Raw genomic sequence first — 18,709 nt, 5'->3', positions numbered from 1 at the left:
GTTTTTGTTATCGCACTTTAAGTGCGAAAGGATTAACTCCATGTCACGCCAAGTTGAAGTTACTTACAACTTCCCTGGCCGATCAATGGGCGAGTTTTCAGCCAATCGGCTTTTCACCATACCAACGAGGCGTGTAAACCCATTCCCCTCCGCCGGCGCGTGCAAACGTGCAAGTTGTGGAGGAACCGATCAACACCATGGTGCGCATGTCCACCTGATCCGGCGTCAAAGCGCCGAGAGTCGTAGTGCGCAGGGTCTGCCCCGGCCGGCCGATGTCACGCCCCAGCACCACCGGGGTTTGCGGTGTGCGATGTTGCGCGACGATTTCCAGGGCCCGACCCAGTTGCCATGGACGGGCGCGGGAGATCGGGTTGTAGAACGCCAGCGCCAGATCCGCTTCAGCGGCCAGATCGAGACGCTTCTCGATGATCGACCACGGTTTGAGGTTGTCCGACAGCGACATCACACAGAAGTCATGGCCCAGCGGCGCACCGGCCTGGGCAGCGGTGGCGAGGGACGCAGAAACGCCCGGGAGAATTTCCAGATCGACACGGTGCCACGCCGGATCATCCGACTCGTGCAACGCTTCGAGCACCGCCGCCGCCATGGCGAATACGCCCGGATCGCCGGACGAAACCACAATCACCGAACGGCCCTCGGCCGCCAGCCTGAAGGCGTGGCGGGCGCGCTGCATTTCTTCGCGGTTGTCGGTGCAATGCTGCACTTGATCGTCGCGAAACGGGCCGGCCATGCGCACATAGGTTTCATAGCCGAGCACATCGGTGGCGCGAGCCAGTTCGGCTTTCACCGCCGGCACCATCAGTTCGGCAGCGCCGGGGCCGAGGCCGATCACCGCGAGACGACCGCGCGGGCGACCGATGTGCGCGACGTCCAGTGGCTGTTCGGCGATAGCGATGGCCAGGCCGTTCGCCTCAACGATCCGGGCATCAGGCAGCACAGTTCGCGCCATTGCGCCAATCTCGCTTTGCGCCGAGACAAACCGTAGCGGCACATTCAATTCAAGTGCTGCTTCGCGCAGGTCAGCCGAGGCCATCGCGGTATCCGCTGCCAGCAGACAAGCCAGTGCCTGAACCGCGACGTTCGCCTGCTGCAATGCTGCGCGAATCACATTCGGCAAATCCGCCGCTTCAGCGCTTACGGCAACCGCAACACTGCGCGGATAGATCAGCAACTCATTGGCACTCGCCGCACGCTCGGCACTGCCGACATGAATCGAACGCTGCGCCTGCGGATCTTCCAGCAGTTGCGCCTGTTCCAGCCACGGCGCCGCGCCTTCAATGCGCACGCTGTGCCCGGCCAGCAGATCGGAGACAAAGCGTTTACCCGACTCCAGATCCGCCAGCGCATAACCGCTTGGAGGGTTGAGCAGGCAAGTGCCAAAGCGCAGTTCGCCGCTGGTGGTGATCGCCGCCGCGACTTGCAGCCCCGCAGCGATTTCCCGCGCCATGACATTCACCCCGCCGAGGCCACCGAGCAGCGGCACCACGGCGCTGCCGTCTTCGGCGACGGCAAGAACCGCAGGCTCGGCGCCCTTTTCCAGCAACAGCGGCGCCAGTGTGCGGATGACAATGCCGGCCGCGCACAGGGCAATGATCGGCGTGGCCTGCTGGTACAACTGGCGCAGGGTCGCGCCGAATTCCTGATACGTGCAGTCGGCACCTTCGACACGCCCGGCGAGGCCGTGAATCTGCGCCGCCGGATACACCTGCTGAATGCGCCGGGCGGTGGCCAGGCTGCCCTGACCGAGAATGACAATCGCGGGAGTGGATGCAGTCATCAGCCTTGCCACCGTTCGCCAGGCACGATGATCAGCGAGAAGTACGGCGACGACATCGGCTCGACCTGGTCGATCGGCACGATCTTCTGATTGGCCATGGTCGCACGCTCGACGTAGAGCGCCCGCTCGGCCAGGCCGAGTTCTTCCAGCACCTGACGCACTTTGTGGAAATTGCGCCCCAGTTTCATGATCACTGCCGCGTCGGCATCCGCCAGACGTCGCTTCAGTTCTTCATGGGGCAATACGCCGGAAAGCACCGACAGACTCTGATTGCGGTACACCAACGGCGCACCCAGCACCGACGCGCCACCAAGCATCGAGCACACGCCCGGCACCACTTGCGCTTCATAGCGGGTGGCCAGTCGATCATGCAAATACATGTAGGAGCCGTAGAAGAACGGATCGCCTTCACAGATCACCGCCACGTCACGACCGGCGTCCAGATGCGCGGCAATCGTCTCGGCGGCTTCATCGTAGAAATCACTGATCACCTGTTCATACGAGAGCGGCGCCGGCAGCGCTTCGGTGGTCACCGGGTACACCAGCGGCAGCAGATTCTGCGCGTCCTGCAGGTGCGCTTCGATGATGCCGAACGCGTTGCCCTTTTTGCCCTTGGCGACGAAGTACGCCACCACCGGCGATTCGCGCAGCAGGCGCAAGGCCTTGACGGTGATCAGTTCCGGATCACCGGGGCCGACGCCCAGGCCAATCAAACGTCCTTTGGCCTGCATCATTCGATCTCCGTGGCGAGGGCATTGACCGCCGCGGCCGCCATGGCGCTGCCGCCGAGCCGACCTTGCATGATCACAAACGGCACGCCACGGCTGTCGGCGGCCAGCGCCGCTTTCGATTCTGCGGCACCGACGAAACCCACCGGGAAGCCGAGAATCAGCGCCGGTTTCGGTGCGCCGGCATCAAGCATTTCCAGCAGATAAAACAGCGCGGTCGGCGCATTGCCGATCACCACGACGCTGCCTTCCAGGTGCGGGCGCCACAGCTCCAGCGCGGCGGCGGAACGGGTGTTGCCCAGCTCGCGCGCCAGCTCCGGCACGCTGTCGTCGCGCAGGGTGCAGATCACTTGGTTGTTGGCCGGCAGGCGCGCGCGGGTCACGCCCTCGGAGACCATTCGCGCATCGCAGAGGATCGGCGCACCCGCGGCCAGCGCAGCGCGCCCGGCCGTGCCTGCGCCTTCAGAGAATTGCAGACCGTCGATGGCTTCGACCATGCCGCAGGCGTGAATCACCCGCACCGCGAGTTTTTCCAGATCGGCGGGGATGCGCGCCAGATTGGCCTCGCTGCGAATGATCGCGAAGGAGTTGCGATAGATCTCCTGACCGTCGCGGATGTAATCAAGCATCAAGGGGGCTCCGGGAGCGGGCTTCGGGCAGCATCGATAAGGAGTGCCGCGGCCGCTTCAATAGTAAGGTTGCGTGCGTGCAGCGTGCCGAAACCCGGCTGTGCTGCATCGCGAAAATAGAGGTCGTATTGACCGGCACTGACGGCCAGCAAGGTCGCCGGGGCACAGTGCGCGGCGGCGCACGAACGCGTGCAACCGGACAGGTGCACGCTTTGCGCTTGCGCCAGCAGCGTCGCCAACAGACGGGCATCGCTTTTGGTGTCGGCCAGGCCTTTCCCACAGCCGTTGGTGCCGGTGCAGGCGATCATTCTTGCCAGTGGCTCAGCGGCCTCGGTCAGCAGGTGCAGCTGTTTGAGGCCTTCGATCACCTGGTTTGCGTCGGTCTGCGTCACGTTCGGCAGCAGCAGGCTTTGCCACGGGGTGAAACGCAGGCTGCCGTCACCGAACTGACGAGCCAGTTGAGCGGCACCGCGCAGCATGGCCGGGTCGAGGCGACCGAGTGGCGGCACCGCGCCAACGTAGACGAGAGTGTCTGTGCCTTGTGGATGAACGCCTATGTGCAGATCGTCCGCGCCTGGCAGACGTTGCCAGTTGCTGATCGCTTTGATCGGCAAGCGTGTTCTGAGCTGTTCAAGAAACGCCAGCATCGGCAGTTCTTCGAGTAAATGGCGCATCCGCGTTTGCTCGGGCCGCGCCAGTTCGAGGAACAATTCCAGCACCGCGACCACCAGCGCATGGCCATTTTCCAGCTTCACCGCGCCGACCGCGCGATCGCTCGGGCACCCGGCCAGACCAAACGCCAGCAACGTTTCGCCATCGCGCTCGAACGCCGACAACCACAGGTCGTGGGGATGTTCGAGCATCGCCAGCGCTTCACCGCCATCGAGTTGCACGGCGAACTTGGCGCTCAACTCGTGGAAACGTGGATGGCTCTGCAGCGTGTGGAGAATCTGCTCGGCGAGTGCGCGGGTGTCGAAACGCATCTGGCGGTCGATCCCGGCGGTTGGGCTGAGCATCAGATTGCGCACATCATCGCCTGCGGCGGTGCGTGGCCCCAGTCCGGCAGCCAGCAAACTGTCGATCAGGGCAGCCGATTGCTGGCCGATGCCACGGATTTGCAGGTTGGCGCGATTGGTCGCCTCAATCGCCCCGCCAGCGAACTGTTCGGCGGCATTGGCCACCGCGTCAGCCTGATCGGCGCTGATCGAGCCGCCATTGAGCTTGATCCGGCAGATGCCGCCGTCCAATGCCTGGACGATACGCAGCAACCCCGGGCAGGCCGAGGGGCGTATGGCGGTGGACATCGGGCGTTCGTTCAAGGGGCTGACCGGCTGCGTGGGAAAGGCGCTTCGCGGGCGAAGGCGCGGTATTATGCCTGCTTTGTCCGGCGGCATGAAAAGTCTGCCCGTCGGAACGGCATGTTTAGAGGAATATAGATGTCACCCTGGCTGACGGTTGTGGGAATCGGTGAAGACGGCTTCAAGGGCCTGGGCAAAAACGCCCGGCGTGCCCTGATGGGCGCCTCGCGGATCGTCGGCGGTCAGCGCCAACTGGACCTGTTGCCCGTGTGCATTCGCGGCGAGCGGCAGTTGTGGCCGAGCCCCTTTTCGCTGGCGCCGGTGCTTGAGCAGCGCGGTGCAGCGGTGTGCGTGCTGGCCAGTGGTGACCCGATGTTCTACGGCGTCGGCGCCAGCCTCGCGCGGCAACTGCCGAGCGACGAGATGCTGATCCTGCCCGCGCCATCCTCCTGCTCGCTGGCCGCCGCCCGCCTCGGCTGGCCGTTACAAGACGTCGTGACGTTGTCGCTGGTCGCTCGACCACTGGCGGCGCTCAATGCGCAGTTGTTCAGCGGCCTGCGTCTGTTGCTGCTGAGCAATGACGGAGCCAGTCCCGCGGCAGTCGCGCAATTGTTGCGTGACCGCGGCTTTGGTTCGAGTCGCATAAGCGTGCTGGAACATCTGGGCGGCGACGCCGAACGGCGTATCGACAGCAGCGCCAATGACTGGTGCGACCCGCCGATTGCCGATCTGAACGTGATCGCCATCGAGTGCCGCGCCAACGCCGACACCCCGCGACTGTCGCGTCTCGCCGGCCTGCCCGACTCGGCATTTCAGCATGACGGCCAACTGACCAAACGCGACGTGCGCGCGATCACCCTCGCCCGCCTCGCACCGACTCCCGGCGAACTGCTGTGGGACGTCGGCGCGGGCAGTGGTTCGATTGGCATCGAGTGGATGCGCGCTCACCCAAGCTGCCGCACGCTGGCCATCGAAGCCGATGACGGCCGTCAGCAATTGATCGAACACAATCGCGATGCGCTGGGTGTGCCAGGGCTGCAATTGATTCGCGGCAAGGCACCGCAAGCACTGGCGGGACTTGAGCGCCCGGACGCCATTTTCATCGGCGGTGGCGTGACCCGCGAAGGCGTGTTTGAAACCTGCTGGGAACAACTCAAGCCCGGCGGCCGACTGGTCGCCAACGCGGTGACCCTGCAAAGCGAAGTCACCCTGATGCACTGGCGCGAACGCTACGGCGGCGAGCTGACGCGCATTCATGTCGCTCAGGCACAACCGCTCGGCGAGTTCGACACCTGGCGTCAGGCGCTGCCGATCACGTTGCTCGATCTGGTCAAACCTTTCGATGCGTGACGAAACCGCCGAACAACCCGCGCCCCTGCGCAGCGGCCTGACCACCGGCAGCTGTGCCACCGCCACCAGCCTCGCCGCCGCCCGGCTGCTGCTCGGCGGAGTCTCGGCCGATGCCGTACAAATCATCTTGCCCAAGGGCAAGCAAGTGCAGATGCGTCTGGAGTTCTGCCGGTTGACTGACGACGGCGCCGAAGCCGGGACGATCAAGGACGCCGGCGACGACCCGGACGTGACCCACGGCGCCTTGCTCTATTCGCGGGTGCGACTGCTGGCCGAACCGGGGATTCGCTTCAATGCCGGTGCGGGCGTTGGCACCGTGACTCGCCCGGGACTTGTGCTGGCCGTGGGCGAACCGGCGATCAATCCGGTGCCGCGCAAGATGATCAGCGACCACTTGAGCCTGCTCGCGGCCGAAACCGGTTATGCCGGCGGCTTCGAGGTCACCGTCAACGTCGAGGGCGGCGAAGCCCTCGCGCTGAAAACCATGAACCCGCGCCTGGGCATTCTCGGCGGCTTGTCGATCCTCGGCACCAGCGGCATCGTCCGGCCCTTTTCCTGCGCGGCGTACATTGCCTCGATTCATCAAGGCATCGATGTCGCCAAGACCAACGGCTACCTGCACATCGCCGCCTGCACCGGCAACGCCAGCGAAGACACCATGCGCCGAGTCTACGATTTGCCGGAAATCGCCCTGATCGAAATGGGCGACTTCGTCGGCGCGGTGCTCAAGCATTTACGCAAAGTACCTGTGGATAAACTCAGCCTGTGCGGCGGTTTCGGCAAGATCAGCAAACTGGCGGCCGGGCACATGGATCTGCACTCGCGCCATTCCAGCATTGACCTGCCGCAACTGGCCGACTGGGCGGCGGCGATCGGCGCTGACGAGACTTTGCAGCAGAATATTCGTGAGGCGAACACCAGCCAGCAGGCGTTGGCGATGGCCAGTGCAGTGGGGATCGCACTGGGCGATGAAGTCTGCCGTCACGCGTTGAGTTTCGCCCGTAGCGTGGTGCCAGCGCAGGTGCAGGTCGAGGTATTTGCGATTGATCGTCAGGGCGGCATTGTCGGCCATGCCGGAGGTTTTGCATGAAGCGGATTCTGTTGTTGGGCGGCGTGACTGAGGCCCTGGCGATTGCCCGCACCCTTGACCCGCAACATATTTACAGCCTGGCCGGGGTGGGTCGCGTGCCCAGCGATCTGAGCTGTCAGGTGCGCGTCGGTGGCTACGGTGGCGCTGAAGGTCTGGCGCAGTTCATTCGCGATGAAGGCGTTGATCTGCTGCTCGATGCCACTCACCCCTACGCCGCACAAATCAGCCAGAACGCCGCCACCGCCGCGCAACTGACCGGTATCCCCTGCTGGGCCTTGCGCCGTCCTGCGTGGCAACCGCAGCCGGGCGATGACTGGCGTGAAGTCAGCGACTGGGCCGAACTGATCGACGCCCTCGAACCGTTTCGTCGCCCCCTGTTCACCTTGGGCCGCGAACCGTTGCAACACCTCGACGAAATCCCCGCCGAACAATTCTGGACCCTGCGCGCCCTCGACGTTTATCCCGGCAACGAACGCTGCGAAGTCATCGGCGCACGTGGGCCGTTCCTGCTGGAGGACGAGCGGGCGCTATTCGAACGGCGGCAGATTGATGTGCTGATCAGCAAGAACAGCGGCAGCACGGCGACCGAACCGAAGCTGGAAGTGGCTCGGGAGCGTGGGGTGCCGGTGATTGTGTTGAAGCGGCCGGGGTTGCCGGGGGGTGATCGGGAGTTTGGGTCGGTCGACGAAGTCATCACCGCCCTCGCGACCTTCAACCGGCTTTAAAAAGGTCGCACCGTCGCTCCGGTGTACACAGATTATGCGGATGACACAGACCACTGTAGGAGTGAGCCTGCTCGCGATGACGTCAGCACAGCCGGCACCTCATTGCCTGACACAGCGATTTCGCGAGCAGGCTCACTCCTACAATGTCCCAGGCTTGACCGAATATCTGACTGCGTCCGAATTTAATCCTACAACCGCGCCAGATACTGCCCACAACAACTTAACGAATTACTGACTGTCAGCGTCGAGCGTCCGCATCTACGCTCACTGTCTTTCATTCCAAAGGCATAGACATCCAATGTCAGAAAAATTCCTGCGTTTCGACGTTAAGGATCACCTCACAACATCTGCCGACCTCGGCCAATACATCAAGGCCTGTGAGATCGAAGACTCGGGCGATGGGCAACTCAACCGAGTATCTTTCCGAGACGTCATGCAGACCATCCGAGCACGAATAGAAAGCGACTCGGATTTCGCCCAGGCAATGCGAATCGAAGCCGCTACACTCATTTATAACGGCGAAATCGAGCTGGGCCGCAGACTTCTCAAACTCTTGCAGGAAGCTCTGCGACACCAAACCGCACGACGCTTTTTTACTTATCGGCCCTGATCAGGCTAAATAGCCACGCCTGATCGCCCACCCTATGGACCTGTCCCATGAACCGACAACGGCTCGCGCTTGCCTGGATTGCCTGCTTTGCAGTGCTGTTCAACATGCTCGCCATGCCGATGACGGGAGCGATGGCACAGGCGGCCAATTCACCGGCCGAGCAATTGTTGTGGAGCAGTTTCTGCACTGGCAGCGGGACGAAAATGGTGGCGATCAACATCGGCACCACCGATCAGCAAGCCCCGCCGAATGACACCCATTCCAACATGCAGCATTGCTGGTGTTGCTCGGGCTCAGCGCCGCTGGTGGCGCTGCCGGGACATCCACCGCAGCTGTATTTTGCGCGTTTCGAAAGCAATCGCAGTGTGGCGCCCGCCTCATTGCAAGCCCCTACGCCGCGCCAGCAATGGCCGAGTCTGAACCCCCGCGCCTCCCCTCTGGTTTGATTTGTTCGCGCAATTAATCTGCGTTTCAAATCGTTCTGGAGAACTGCCATGTTGAACAAATTCATCGTCATCGCTGCGCTCTTGCTGCCTGCGTGCTTCGCCCATGCCCACGAATACAAGGCTGGCGAGCTTGAAATTGCCCACCCGTGGTCACAGGAATTACCGCCCAATGCCCCCACGGTTGCGGCGTATTTCGTGATTCACAACAACGGCAAGACCGCCGACCGCTTGCTCAGTGTCGACTCGCCCATCGCCCCCGAAGCACAATTGCATGAGCATGTGATGCAGGGCGACCTGATGAAGATGCAGCAGGTGCCGAGCGTGGATATTCCTGCGGGCGGCAACGTGACCTTCGCGCCGATGGCCTATCACGTGATGCTGCTCAACCCGACTGACCGCAGCCTGCTCAGCGACGGCAAACGCTTCCCGCTGACGATGCATTTCGAGAAGGCCGGGGACGTCACCGTCGAAGTCGCCGTGCAGAAGAAACCGCCGGAAAATACCAAGGCCCACGCGCACGCTCAGTAATCAGCCCGGCTGATCGCACCCATGCGCCCGCCTCGCGCCAGGTCCATCGACAACCGCCGTCTGAACGGCAGTTGGATCGCCCTGTTCGCCATGTTGATGATCTTCATCGGCCCACTGATTTCTCAGTCGATGCCGATGAATCAGCACGCCTCGACATCCGCGCCAATGAGCATGGACATGTCGATGGACATGCCCGGCATGGATCACTCCGGGCATGGCGCAAAACCCGCCGCCGAACATTGCCCGCCACAATCCTCGCAGCATGTGCTGTGGGAAAAATGCGGCTATTGCAGCCTGCTGTTCAATTGCCCGGCATTGACGGGCGGCGGCGATTTCGTTGCCTTCAATATCCTGCCGCTGAACACCTTCACTTCACCCTCGCCACGCCTGGGTCATGCCGGGCAAACCTTCTTCCCCGGCGCCCGCCCCCGCGCCCCGCCCGTCACAGCGTGAACACGCACCTTTGATTGCACACGGTTGAGAAGACAGCCTCAGGCTGCCGGCCGTGTCGTTTACGACTGCTTGATGGAAATTGTCATGTCCAGGTTTTCTGCTGTTCCCCGCTCGGGCTCTGCCCAGGCGTCCTTCGCTTTGAACGAATCACGCATTCGTTTCAGGCACGCTATCGCCGTCCTTTGCGGCATCCTGCTGTCCCCGCTGGTGCTGGCCGATGATCACGCCGATCACCGCGAAGAACTGAGCCCGACGGTGATTACCGCCATCGCCCCGAGCTCGCCACTGACCATCGTCACCAACCCCAAAGACCCGCGCCAGCCAGTGCCGGCCAGCGATGGCGGCGATTACCTGAAGACCATTCCGGGCTTTGCGCTGGTGCGCAACGGCGGCACCAACGGCGATCCGGTACTGCGTGGCATGTTCGGTTCGCGCCTGAATATTCTTACCAACGGCAGCATGATGCTCGGCGCCTGCCCAGGCCGGATGGACGCGCCGACCTCGTACATCTCGCCAGAAACCTACGACAAACTCACCGTGATCAAAGGCCCGCAAACCGTGCTCTATGGCCCAGGGGCCTCGGCCGGCACCGTGCTGTTCGACCGTGAACCGGAGAGCTTCGGCGAACTCGGCACGCGGGTGAACGCCAGCATTCTGGCCGGCTCCCACGGTCGCTTCGACAAAGTCATCGACGCCGCTGCCGGCGGTCCGTTGGGCTACGTGCGGGTGATCGGCAACACCGCGCACTCCGACGACTACCGCGACGGCAACAACGACATCGTCGCCTCGCGTTACGACAAGTGGAACGGCGATGTCGCCGTGGGCTGGACGCCGGACGCCGACACCCTGATCGAGCTCACCGCCGGCAAGGGTGATGGTGAAGCCCGCTACGCCGGACGCGGCATGGACGGTTCGCAGTTCCTGCGTGAAAGCCTCGGCCTGCGCGTCGAAAGATCCAACATCAGCGACGTGCTGGAGAAGCTGGAAGCACAGGTCTATTACAACTACGCCGACCACGTGATGGACAACTACACCCTGCGTACCCCGTCCGGCACCGGCATGATGGCGGGGCCAATGGCATCCAACGTCGACCGCCGCACCCTTGGCGCACGGATCAAAGCGACGTGGCGCTGGGCTGACATTCAGCTGATCACCGGCCTTGACGCGCAGACCAACGAACACCGCCAGCGCAGCGGCATGGGCATCGATACCTACAAGGATCAGCCCTACAACAAGGACGCCGATTTCCATAACTACGGCCTGTTCAGCGAAATGACCTGGTACGCCGCCGACCGTGATCGCCTGATCACCGGCGCCCGCGTTGACCGCGCTTCGGCCAAGGATTACCGGCAGACCAGCGGTTCGGGAATGATGAGTCGACCGAACCCGACCGCCGATGACACCCGCGCCGACACCTTGCCGAGCGGCTTCGTGCGCTACGAGCACGATCTGGCCGACAGCCCGACCACGCTCTACGCCGGTATTGGCCACGCACAGCGCTTCCCGGATTACTGGGAGCTGTTTTCGCCGAAGTCGGGACCTGCGGGCTCGGTCAATGCGTTCGACTCGATCAAACCGGAAAAGACCACCCAGCTGGATTTCGGCGTGAACTACAAGAGTGCCGATCTTGAGGCATGGGCCTCCGGGTACATCGGCGTGGTGCGCGATTACATCCTCTTCGACTACACCCCGGGAATGATGGGCATGAGCACTTCGCGCGCCGAGAACATCGACGCGCGGATCATAGGCGGTGAACTCGGTGCCGCGTACAAACTCACCGACAACTGGAAAGCCGATGCGACCCTGGCCTACGCCTGGGGCAAGAACAGCAGCGACGGTTCGGCCCTGCCACAAATGCCGCCGCTGGACGCACGTATGGGCCTGACCTATACCGAAAACAACTGGAGCGCCGGCGCACTGTGGAGGGTGGTTGCCGCGCAAAACCGTATCGACCAGAACAAGGGCAACGTGGTCGGCAAGGATTACGACAAGAGTTCGGGCTTCGGCGTGTTCTCGCTCAACGGAGCCTACCGGATCAACAAAAACTGGAAGGTCAGCAGCGGCGTCGACAACCTGTTCGGCAAGGCTTACGCCGAACACCTGAACCTGGCGGGCAACGCCGGTTTCGGCTACCCGGCCAACGACCCGCAAGCCATCAATGAACCGGGGCGCACGCTCTGGACCAAGGTGGACATGAGTTTCTGACAAAAAAAGTCAAAAGATCGCAGGCTGCGCCAGCTCCTACATTGGAGCGCGGACATCCTGTAGGAGCTGCCGAAGGCTGCGATCTTTTGATCTAAAAAAATTCGCCCAGCGGAGCAAACGTGATGCAAAAGCCCAAACCGAATTTCTACAACCTGGCCTGGCGTTGGCATTTTTATGCCGGACTGTTCGTCGCGCCGTTCATGGTGATGCTGGCCCTGACCGGCATCATTTACCTGTTCAAACCCCAGCTCGATTCGCTGATGTACAGCAGCCTGCTCAACGTCCCGGCCGGTCATCACACCGTGCCCGCCGACGACCTGCTGCAACGGGTCAAAAGTGCTTATCCCCAGGGTCATATCACCCAGTACCTGCCACCGGTAAACGCCGAGCGCAGTGCGCAATTTGTCGTGACCAATGCCGGGCAGGAGCTGAACGTATTCGTCGATCCGTACCACGGCGACATCCTCGGCGAGCAGGATGCCAAGCAGAATCTGCAAGCCATCGCCCGCGCCATCCACGGCGAATTGATGATCGGTACTGTCGGCGACCGGCTGATCGAAATGGCCGCCGGTTGGGGCGTGGTGCTGGTGGTGTCGGGAGTTTTCCTGTGGTGGCCGCGCGGTCAGGCGGCAGGAATTTTGTGGCCGCGCCTGAACAGTCGCGGTCGCGTGTTGTGGCGTGATCTGCACGCGGTCACCGGGTTCTGGGGCGCGACATTGCTGCTGGTAATGCTGCTCAGCGGCATGACCTGGACCGGTTTTTGGGGCAAGCAATACGCGCAGGTGTGGAACGTGTTCCCGGCGGCGATGTGGGAAAACGTGCCGACCTCCGACGTCGAGGCCCGCAGCCTCAACAGCGCCACCCGCCAGACCGTGCCATGGGCGATGGAAAACACGCCGATGCCAATGTCCGGCGACCACGCCGAACACATGGCCCACGGCGCCGCCCCTGCCGGCCCGGCCGCGCCGAGCATCAGCCTGCAAGATGTGCAGAACATTGCCACTGAACGCAAAGTCGAACCGGGCTACAGCATCACCCTGCCCACCACCGCGACCGGTGTGTTCACCATCGCCGTGTTTGCCGACGACCCACGCAATGACGCCACGCTGCATGTCGACCAGTACACCGGCAAGGTTCTCGCCGACGTGCGTTTCGAGCATTACGGCACGGTCGCGCGGGCCACGGAAATCGGCGTGATGCTGCACGAAGGCAAGATGTTCGGCACCTTCAACCAGATCGTCGTGCTGCTGATCTGCCTGATGATTCTGCTCAGCGCCGTCAGTGGCGTGGTGATCTGGTGGAAGCGCCGCCCACAGGGCAAGTTCGGCGTGCCACCGCTGCGTCATGACCTGCCGAAATGGAAAACCGGCGTGGTGATCATGCTCGCACTGGCGGTGATTTTTCCGCTGGTGGGGGCTTCGCTGGTGGTGGTGTGGCTGCTGGATCGACTGCTGCTGTCGCGTCTGAGCAGGCAAACCGAGTCCGCCTCGACTTCATCCTGATCCACCCCATGTAGGAGCTGCCGCAGGCTGCGATCTTTTGATCTTGATCTTGAAAAACAACATCAAAAGATCGCAGCCTGCGGCAGCTCCTACACGGATTGTTCGCGCCCCATTCTGGCGCGACCGCCTGCACCAACGCCTCATGTGCGTCCCTTCATGGTGCAGAGCTCAGCAGCGCAAGCGCTCTAACACGACATTTTCCTGCCCAAACCCGACCGGGCACAGCCCTTGCAAAACACCCTTCAGTCGTCCGCATCTGCCAACCATAAAAAACTTTAACGTTCATGGAGATCGCACAATGAAGCGTCGCAGTTTGATCAAGGCTTTCACACTCACGGCATCCATTGCCGCGATGGGCATGACCTGGACTGTCCAGGCAGCCGAGACCATCAAGGTCGGGATTCTGCATTCGTTGTCCGGGACCATGGCGATCTCCGAAACGTCGCTCAAAGACATGGCGCTGATGACCATCGACGAGATCAACGCCAAGGGCGGCGTGAACGGCAAAATGCTTGAGCCGGTGGTAGTCGATCCGGCCTCGAACTGGCCGCTGTTCGCCGAGAAAGGCCGGCAGTTGCTGACCCAGGACAAGGTTGCCGTGGTGTTCGGTTGCTGGACGTCGGTGTCGCGTAAATCGGTGTTGCCGGTGTTCGAAGAGCTCAACGGTCTGCTGTTCTACCCGGTGCAGTACGAAGGTGAAGAGATGTCGCCGAACGTCTTCTACACCGGCGCCGCGCCGAACCAGCAAGCGATCCCGGCCGTTGAATATCTGATGAGCGAAGAAGGTGGCAGCGCCAAGCGCTACTTCCTGCTCGGCACCGACTACGTCTACCCGCGCACCACCAACAAAATCCTGCGCTCGTTCCTGCACTCCAAAGGCGTGGCCGACAAGGACATCGAAGAGGTCTACACCCCGTTCGGTCACAGCGACTATCAAACCATCGTCGCCAACATCAAGAAGTTCTCGGCTGGCGGCAAGACTGCGGTGATCTCGACCGTCAACGGCGACTCGAACGTGCCCTTCTATAAAGAACTGGCCAACCAGGGCCTGAAAGCTACCGACGTACCGGTGGTGGCGTTCTCGGTGGGTGAAGAAGAATTACGTGGCATCGACACCAAACCGTTGGTGGGCAACCTCGCGGCGTGGAACTACTTCGAGTCGGTGGAGAACCCGGCGAACAAGAAATTCGTCGCCGACTGGAAAGCCTACGCGAAGAAACACAACCTGCCGGGCGCTGACAAAGCGGTGACCAACGACCCGATGGAAGCCACTTATGTCGGCATCCACATGTGGGCGCAGGCCGCAGAGAAAGCCAAATCCACCGACGTCGACAAAGTCCGCGAAGCCCTCGCCGGCCAGACTTTCGCCGCACCGTCGGGCTACACCCTGACCATGGACAAGACCAATCACCACCTGCACAAACCGGTGATGATCGGCGAGATTCAGGCCGACGGTCAGTTCAACGTGGTGTGGCAGACCGAGGGGCCGATTCGGGCGCAGCCGTGGAGTCCGTTTATCGATGGCAACGACAAGAAGCCGGATTATGCGGTGAAGAGCAACTGAGCCATTGGGTGTCGGGCCTGACTTTTTGGCCCGACACATATCCCTGTGGGAGCGGGCAGTTGTGGCGAGGGGATTTATCCCCGTTCGGCTGCGAAGCAGTCGCGAAATCGGTCGACGCGATCTACCTGATACACCACGACCGCTGGATTTGGGGCCGCTTCGCGACCCAACGGGGATAAATCCCCTCGCCACAAAAGCCTGCTCCCACAATGTCTGCGTCAAGGCGACTGAATATGCCCACTGCCCTTTATCGCTTCATCCTCGCCATCGCCATCTTGCTGCCGATGGCCACCCACGCCGGCGACGCCGAAGACTTCGTCGCCGCCAATCCCATGCAACAAGCCAAACTGCTGGAAACCTGGGCCGCGCAGCCCGACCCGGCCCGTATCGAACTGATCAACGCGCTGCAACAAGGCGAGTTGACCATCGACGGCCAACCGAAAACCCTGCGCCTGAACAATCGCCTGCGGGGTCTGATCGACACCGCTCTGGCCAGCCACCAATTGCTCGCCGCCGACGGCAAAATCCGTCTGAGCGCCGCGCAGCAATTGCAGAAAAGCGCCAAACCGGCGCAGCTGAAATTCCTCGACCAGCAACTGGCTGGCGAAAAAGATGAAAGTGTCCACGCGGCCCTGAGCCTGGCGCTGGCCAATCTGCAACTGGTCGACGGCGATCCGGCAGTGCGACTTGCCGCAGTGCGTCTGCTCGGTGAAACCGGCGACCCGCTGGCCCGCACGCGACTCGAAGGCTTGCTCGAACCCGGAGTCGAAACCGATGCCAGCGTGCGCACCGCCGCCGAAACCAGCCTCGCCCAGGTCAAACGCAAACTGCTGATCGGCGAAGTTCTCGGGCAGGCGTTCAGCGGCATGTCGCTGGGTTCGATTCTGCTGCTCGCGGCACTCGGCCTGGCGATCACGTTCGGCCTGCTCGGCGTGATCAACATGGCCCACGGCGAGATGCTGATGCTCGGCGCCTACTCGACGTATGTGGTGCAGTTGATGTTCCAGCGCTACGCCCCACAGGCCATCGAGTTCTATCCACTGATCGCATTGCCGGTCGCATTTTTCGTCACCGCCGCGATCGGCATGGCGCTGGAGCGCACGGTGATTCGTCACCTCTACGGCCGACCGCTGGAAACCCTGCTCGCCACCTGGGGCATCAGTCTGATGCTGATTCAGTTGGTACGTTTGCTGTTCGGCGCGCAGAACGTCGAAGTGGCCAACCCAGAGTGGTTGTCCGGCGGGATTCAGGTGCTGCCCAATCTGGTGCTGCCGTACAACCGCATCGTCATCATCGCTTTCGCGTTGTTTGTGGTTGTCCTCACCTGGCTGCTGCTGAACAAGACACGCCTTGGCCTCAACGTCCGAGCCGTCACCCAGAACCGCAACATGGCGGCTTGCTGCGGCGTGCCGACCGGGCGTGTCGACATGCTCGCCTTCGGCCTCGGTTCCGGCATCGCCGGACTCGGCGGCGTGGCGCTGAGCCAGATCGGCAACGTCGGCCCGGATCTGGGCCAGAGCTACATCATCGATTCGTTTTTGGTCGTGGTGCTCGGTGGTGTTGGCCAACTGGCCGGCAGCGTACTCGCGGCATTTGGCCTGGGCATCGCCAACAAGATTCTTGAACCGCAGATCGGTGCGGTGCTCGGCAAGATCCTGATCCTCGCGCTGATCATTCTGTTTATCCAGAAACGTCCGCAAGGCCTCTTCGCATTGAAAGGACGGGTGATCGACTGATGAACCAGCCCCTGCTCGTTACGGCCACGCAAAAGGCCGGCCCGAAAATCACGATTGCGGTTGGCGTCGTCATCCTCGCGTTGCTGATCGCATTACCGCTGCTGTCGCTGTTGTCACCGGACAGCGCGCTGCACGTCTCCGCTTACACCCTGACTTTGGTCGGCAAAATCCTCTGCTACGCCATCGTCGCACTGGCGCTGGATCTGGTCTGGGGTTACGCCGGTTTGCTGTCGCTGGGCCACGGTCTGTTCTTCGCCCTCGGCGGTTATGCGATGGGCATGTACCTGATGCGTCAGGCTGCCGGCGATGGTCTGCCGGCGTTCATGACCTTCCTGTCGTGGAGCGAATTACCGTGGTACTGGACCGGCACCAGCAGCTTCCTCTGGGCCATGTGTCTGGTGGTGCTGGCGCCAGGATTGCTGGCGCTGGTGTTCAGCTTTTTCGCCTTCCGCTCGCGGATCAAAGGCGTGTACTTCTCGATCATGACCCAGGCCCTGACCTTCGCCGGCATGCTCCTGTTTTTCCGCAACGAGACCGGGTTCGGCGGCAACAACGGCTTCACCAATTTCCGCACGATTCTGGGTTTCGGCATCACTGAACCCGGCACTCGCGCGGTGCTGTTTCTGGCGACGGTTTTGTTGCTGGTGGCGAGTCTGTTTATCGGCTGGCGTCTGGCGCAGAGCAAGTTCGGTCGCGTGCTGACCGCGCTGCGCGATGCGGAAAACCGTCTGATGTTCTGCGGCTACGATCCGCGCGGTTTCAAGCTGTTTGTCTGGGTGTTGAGCGCGGTGTTGTGTGGCTTGGCCGGTGCGTTGTACGTGCCGCAGGTCGGGATCATCAACCCGAGCGAAATGTCGCCGACCAACTCGATTGAAGCGGCGGTCTGGGTCGCTCTCGGCGGACGCGGCACCTTGATCGGCCCGTTGCTGGGCGCTGGCGTGGTCAATGGCATGAAGAGCTGGTTCACCGTGGCGTTCCCTGAATATTGGCTGTTCTTCCTCGGTGCGCTGTTCATCATCGTGACCCTGTACTTGCCCAAAGGCGTGATCGGTCTGCTGAAAAAACGAGGTGAATCATGAGAGTCACGGCCAGCGCAGAATTCATGCTTGAACCCGCCTTCTTTCCTGTCGAGCCGAACAAGGACGCCGGCACCAGCCGCGATTCCATCGGCCTCGGCCAACGCGTCGGCCCGGGCCTCGATACCCGTCATGGCACGATCCTGACCCTGGAAGACATCAGCGTCAGCTTCGACGGCTTTCGCGCACTGAACAATCTCAACCTGTACATCGGCGTCGGCGAATTGCGCTGCATCATCGGCCCCAACGGTGCGGGCAAAACCACGCTGATGGACGTGATCACCGGCAAGACCCGCCCCAGCCACGGCAAGGCCTGGTTCGGTGAAACGCTGGATTTGACGCAGATGAGCGAAGTGCAGATCGCCCAGGCCGGCATCGGTCGCAAGTTTCAGAAACCCACGGTGTTCGAAGCGCTGAGCGTGTTTGAAAATCTTGAGCTGGCGCAGAAAACCGACAAATCGGTGTGGGCCAGTTTGCGTGCGCGCCTGAGCGGCGAGCAGCGCGATCGCATCAGCGAAGTGCTGGACACCATTCGCCTGACCACCTCGGTCAATCGCCCGGCGGGGCTGCTGTCCCACGGCCAAAAACAATTTCTGGAAATCGGCATGTTGCTCATGCAAGACCCGCAACTGCTGCTGCTCGATGAGCCGGTGGCGGGCATGACCGATGCCGAAACCGAGTTCACGGCAGAACTGTTCAAGAGCCTGGCCGGCAAGCATTCGCTGATGGTGGTGGAGCACGACATGGGGTTTGTCGGCTCGATTGCCGACCACGTGACGGTGTTGCATCAGGGCAGCGTGCTGGCGGAAGGGTCGCTTGAGCAGGTGCAGGAAAACGAGCGGGTGATCGAAGTGTATTTAGGCCGCTAAGGTCACTCTGTAGGAGCTGCCGCAGGCTGCGATCTTTTGACTTTGCTCTTCAAAAACAAGATCAAAAGATCGCAGCCTGCGCCAGTTCCTACAGGGATTTAG

The 18,709-nt window shown here is 62.0% G+C and carries 17 protein-coding genes; 13 read left to right on the top strand and 4 right to left on the bottom strand.

The features are described 5' to 3' along the window. Positions 1-97: 97 nt before the first annotated feature. From cobJ to cobG, 4 genes are read right to left on the bottom strand one after another with little or no spacing between them, the layout of a single operon-like run. Positions 98-1,798 (bottom strand): precorrin-3B C(17)-methyltransferase, encoded by a 1,701-nt coding sequence (gene cobJ, locus ACA061_RS02960; protein ID WP_497300539.1) that lies wholly within the window; start codon positions 1,796-1,798, stop codon positions 98-100. Next, positions 1,798-2,532 carry a precorrin-2 C(20)-methyltransferase gene (locus tag ACA061_RS02955; RefSeq protein WP_390896383.1) on the bottom strand — a complete coding sequence of 245 codons (735 nt, stop codon included), beginning with the start codon at positions 2,530-2,532 and terminating at the stop codon, positions 1,798-1,800. Before ACA061_RS02955 ends, cobJ begins: the two co-directional genes overlap by 1 nt. Continuing rightward, complete coding sequence (locus ACA061_RS02950; RefSeq protein ID WP_210554215.1) at positions 2,529-3,155, bottom strand: precorrin-8X methylmutase; 627 nt, start codon at positions 3,153-3,155, stop codon at positions 2,529-2,531. The genes ACA061_RS02955 and ACA061_RS02950 overlap by 4 nt, the downstream gene beginning before the upstream one ends. Beyond that, on the bottom strand, positions 3,155-4,459 hold the full coding sequence (gene cobG / locus ACA061_RS02945) for a precorrin-3B synthase (protein WP_497300537.1): 1,305 nt from the start codon (positions 4,457-4,459) through the stop codon (positions 3,155-3,157). Before cobG ends, ACA061_RS02950 begins: the two co-directional genes overlap by 1 nt. A gap of 132 nt (positions 4,460-4,591) precedes the next feature. On the opposite strand from cobG, the gene cbiE reads away from it, so the two are divergent. The 13 genes from cbiE (at position 4,592) to urtD (ending at position 18,607) form a co-directional block, all read left to right on the top strand. Further along, entirely contained in the window at positions 4,592-5,803 is a 1,212-nt protein-coding gene (gene cbiE, locus ACA061_RS02940) for a precorrin-6y C5,15-methyltransferase (decarboxylating) subunit CbiE (protein WP_497300536.1), read from the top strand. Next, the gene (locus ACA061_RS02935) at positions 5,796-6,893 is read left to right on the top strand and encodes a cobalt-precorrin-5B (C(1))-methyltransferase (RefSeq protein ID WP_497300535.1); all 1,098 of its coding nucleotides are present in this window, start codon (positions 5,796-5,798) and stop codon (positions 6,891-6,893) included. The genes cbiE and ACA061_RS02935 overlap by 8 nt, the downstream gene beginning before the upstream one ends. Beyond that, positions 6,890-7,618, top strand: coding sequence for a cobalt-precorrin-6A reductase (locus tag ACA061_RS02930; protein ID WP_497300533.1), 729 nt, complete (start codon positions 6,890-6,892; stop codon positions 7,616-7,618). Before ACA061_RS02935 ends, ACA061_RS02930 begins: the two co-directional genes overlap by 4 nt. 298 nt (positions 7,619-7,916) lie before the next feature. Beyond that, on the top strand, positions 7,917-8,228 hold the full coding sequence (locus ACA061_RS02925) for a hypothetical protein (RefSeq protein WP_150617965.1): 312 nt from the start codon (positions 7,917-7,919) through the stop codon (positions 8,226-8,228). A gap of 47 nt (positions 8,229-8,275) precedes the next feature. Then, positions 8,276-8,674 (top strand): DUF2946 domain-containing protein, encoded by a 399-nt coding sequence (locus tag ACA061_RS02920; protein ID WP_497300531.1) that lies wholly within the window; start codon positions 8,276-8,278, stop codon positions 8,672-8,674. 48 nt (positions 8,675-8,722) lie between these two features. Beyond that, positions 8,723-9,202 carry a copper chaperone PCu(A)C gene (locus ACA061_RS02915; protein WP_497300530.1) on the top strand — a complete coding sequence of 160 codons (480 nt, stop codon included), beginning with the start codon at positions 8,723-8,725 and terminating at the stop codon, positions 9,200-9,202. A 21-nt stretch (positions 9,203-9,223) separates the two neighbouring features. Then, the gene (locus ACA061_RS02910; RefSeq protein ID WP_497300529.1) at positions 9,224-9,655 is read left to right on the top strand and encodes a DUF2946 domain-containing protein; all 432 of its coding nucleotides are present in this window, start codon (positions 9,224-9,226) and stop codon (positions 9,653-9,655) included. A gap of 84 nt (positions 9,656-9,739) precedes the next feature. Then, on the top strand, positions 9,740-11,860 hold the full coding sequence (locus ACA061_RS02905) for a TonB-dependent copper receptor (RefSeq protein WP_497300527.1): 2,121 nt from the start codon (positions 9,740-9,742) through the stop codon (positions 11,858-11,860). Between the two features lie 122 nt (positions 11,861-11,982). Then, positions 11,983-13,362, top strand: coding sequence for a PepSY-associated TM helix domain-containing protein (locus ACA061_RS02900; protein ID WP_497300525.1), 1,380 nt, complete (start codon positions 11,983-11,985; stop codon positions 13,360-13,362). A 298-nt stretch (positions 13,363-13,660) separates the two neighbouring features. Continuing rightward, positions 13,661-14,926, top strand: coding sequence for an urea ABC transporter substrate-binding protein (gene urtA / locus ACA061_RS02895; protein WP_042557449.1), 1,266 nt, complete (start codon positions 13,661-13,663; stop codon positions 14,924-14,926). Between the two features lie 233 nt (positions 14,927-15,159). Next, the gene (gene urtB, locus ACA061_RS02890; protein WP_497300524.1) at positions 15,160-16,662 is read left to right on the top strand and encodes an urea ABC transporter permease subunit UrtB; all 1,503 of its coding nucleotides are present in this window, start codon (positions 15,160-15,162) and stop codon (positions 16,660-16,662) included. After that, on the top strand, positions 16,662-17,741 hold the full coding sequence (gene urtC / locus ACA061_RS02885; protein ID WP_497300522.1) for an urea ABC transporter permease subunit UrtC: 1,080 nt from the start codon (positions 16,662-16,664) through the stop codon (positions 17,739-17,741). The genes urtB and urtC overlap by 1 nt, the downstream gene beginning before the upstream one ends. Further along, positions 17,738-18,607, top strand: coding sequence for an urea ABC transporter ATP-binding protein UrtD (gene urtD, locus ACA061_RS02880; RefSeq protein ID WP_210554228.1), 870 nt, complete (start codon positions 17,738-17,740; stop codon positions 18,605-18,607). The genes urtC and urtD overlap by 4 nt, the downstream gene beginning before the upstream one ends. Positions 18,608-18,709: the final 102 nt, after the last annotated feature.

It is taken from the genome of Pseudomonas sp. LBUM1668 (genome assembly GCF_059695715.1).
The sequence above is the reverse complement of the archived record's forward strand: the minus strand, read 5'-3'. Positions and strand labels throughout refer to the sequence as shown.

Coding starts and splice junctions, on each gene's coding strand:
- ACA061_RS02900 (WP_497300525.1), top strand. CDS start 11,983: ATGCAAAAGCCCAAACCGAATTTCTACAACCTGGCCTGGCGTTGGCAT.
- ACA061_RS02950 (WP_210554215.1), bottom strand. CDS start 3,155: ATGCTTGATTACATCCGCGACGGTCAGGAGATCTATCGCAACTCCTTC.
- ACA061_RS02935 (WP_497300535.1), top strand. CDS start 5,796: ATGCGTGACGAAACCGCCGAACAACCCGCGCCCCTGCGCAGCGGCCTG.
- ACA061_RS02955 (WP_390896383.1), bottom strand. CDS start 2,532: ATGATGCAGGCCAAAGGACGTTTGATTGGCCTGGGCGTCGGCCCCGGT.
- ACA061_RS02920 (WP_497300531.1), top strand. CDS start 8,276: ATGAACCGACAACGGCTCGCGCTTGCCTGGATTGCCTGCTTTGCAGTG.
- urtA (WP_042557449.1), top strand. CDS start 13,661: ATGAAGCGTCGCAGTTTGATCAAGGCTTTCACACTCACGGCATCCATT.
- ACA061_RS02905 (WP_497300527.1), top strand. CDS start 9,740: ATGTCCAGGTTTTCTGCTGTTCCCCGCTCGGGCTCTGCCCAGGCGTCC.
- ACA061_RS02915 (WP_497300530.1), top strand. CDS start 8,723: ATGTTGAACAAATTCATCGTCATCGCTGCGCTCTTGCTGCCTGCGTGC.
- cobG (WP_497300537.1), bottom strand. CDS start 4,459: ATGTCCACCGCCATACGCCCCTCGGCCTGCCCGGGGTTGCTGCGTATC.
- ACA061_RS02925 (WP_150617965.1), top strand. CDS start 7,917: ATGTCAGAAAAATTCCTGCGTTTCGACGTTAAGGATCACCTCACAACA.
- ACA061_RS02910 (WP_497300529.1), top strand. CDS start 9,224: ATGCGCCCGCCTCGCGCCAGGTCCATCGACAACCGCCGTCTGAACGGC.
- cobJ (WP_497300539.1), bottom strand. CDS start 1,798: ATGACTGCATCCACTCCCGCGATTGTCATTCTCGGTCAGGGCAGCCTG.
- urtD (WP_210554228.1), top strand. CDS start 17,738: ATGAGAGTCACGGCCAGCGCAGAATTCATGCTTGAACCCGCCTTCTTT.
- cbiE (WP_497300536.1), top strand. CDS start 4,592: ATGTCACCCTGGCTGACGGTTGTGGGAATCGGTGAAGACGGCTTCAAG.
- urtB (WP_497300524.1), top strand. CDS start 15,160: ATGCCCACTGCCCTTTATCGCTTCATCCTCGCCATCGCCATCTTGCTG.
- ACA061_RS02930 (WP_497300533.1), top strand. CDS start 6,890: ATGAAGCGGATTCTGTTGTTGGGCGGCGTGACTGAGGCCCTGGCGATT.
- urtC (WP_497300522.1), top strand. CDS start 16,662: ATGAACCAGCCCCTGCTCGTTACGGCCACGCAAAAGGCCGGCCCGAAA.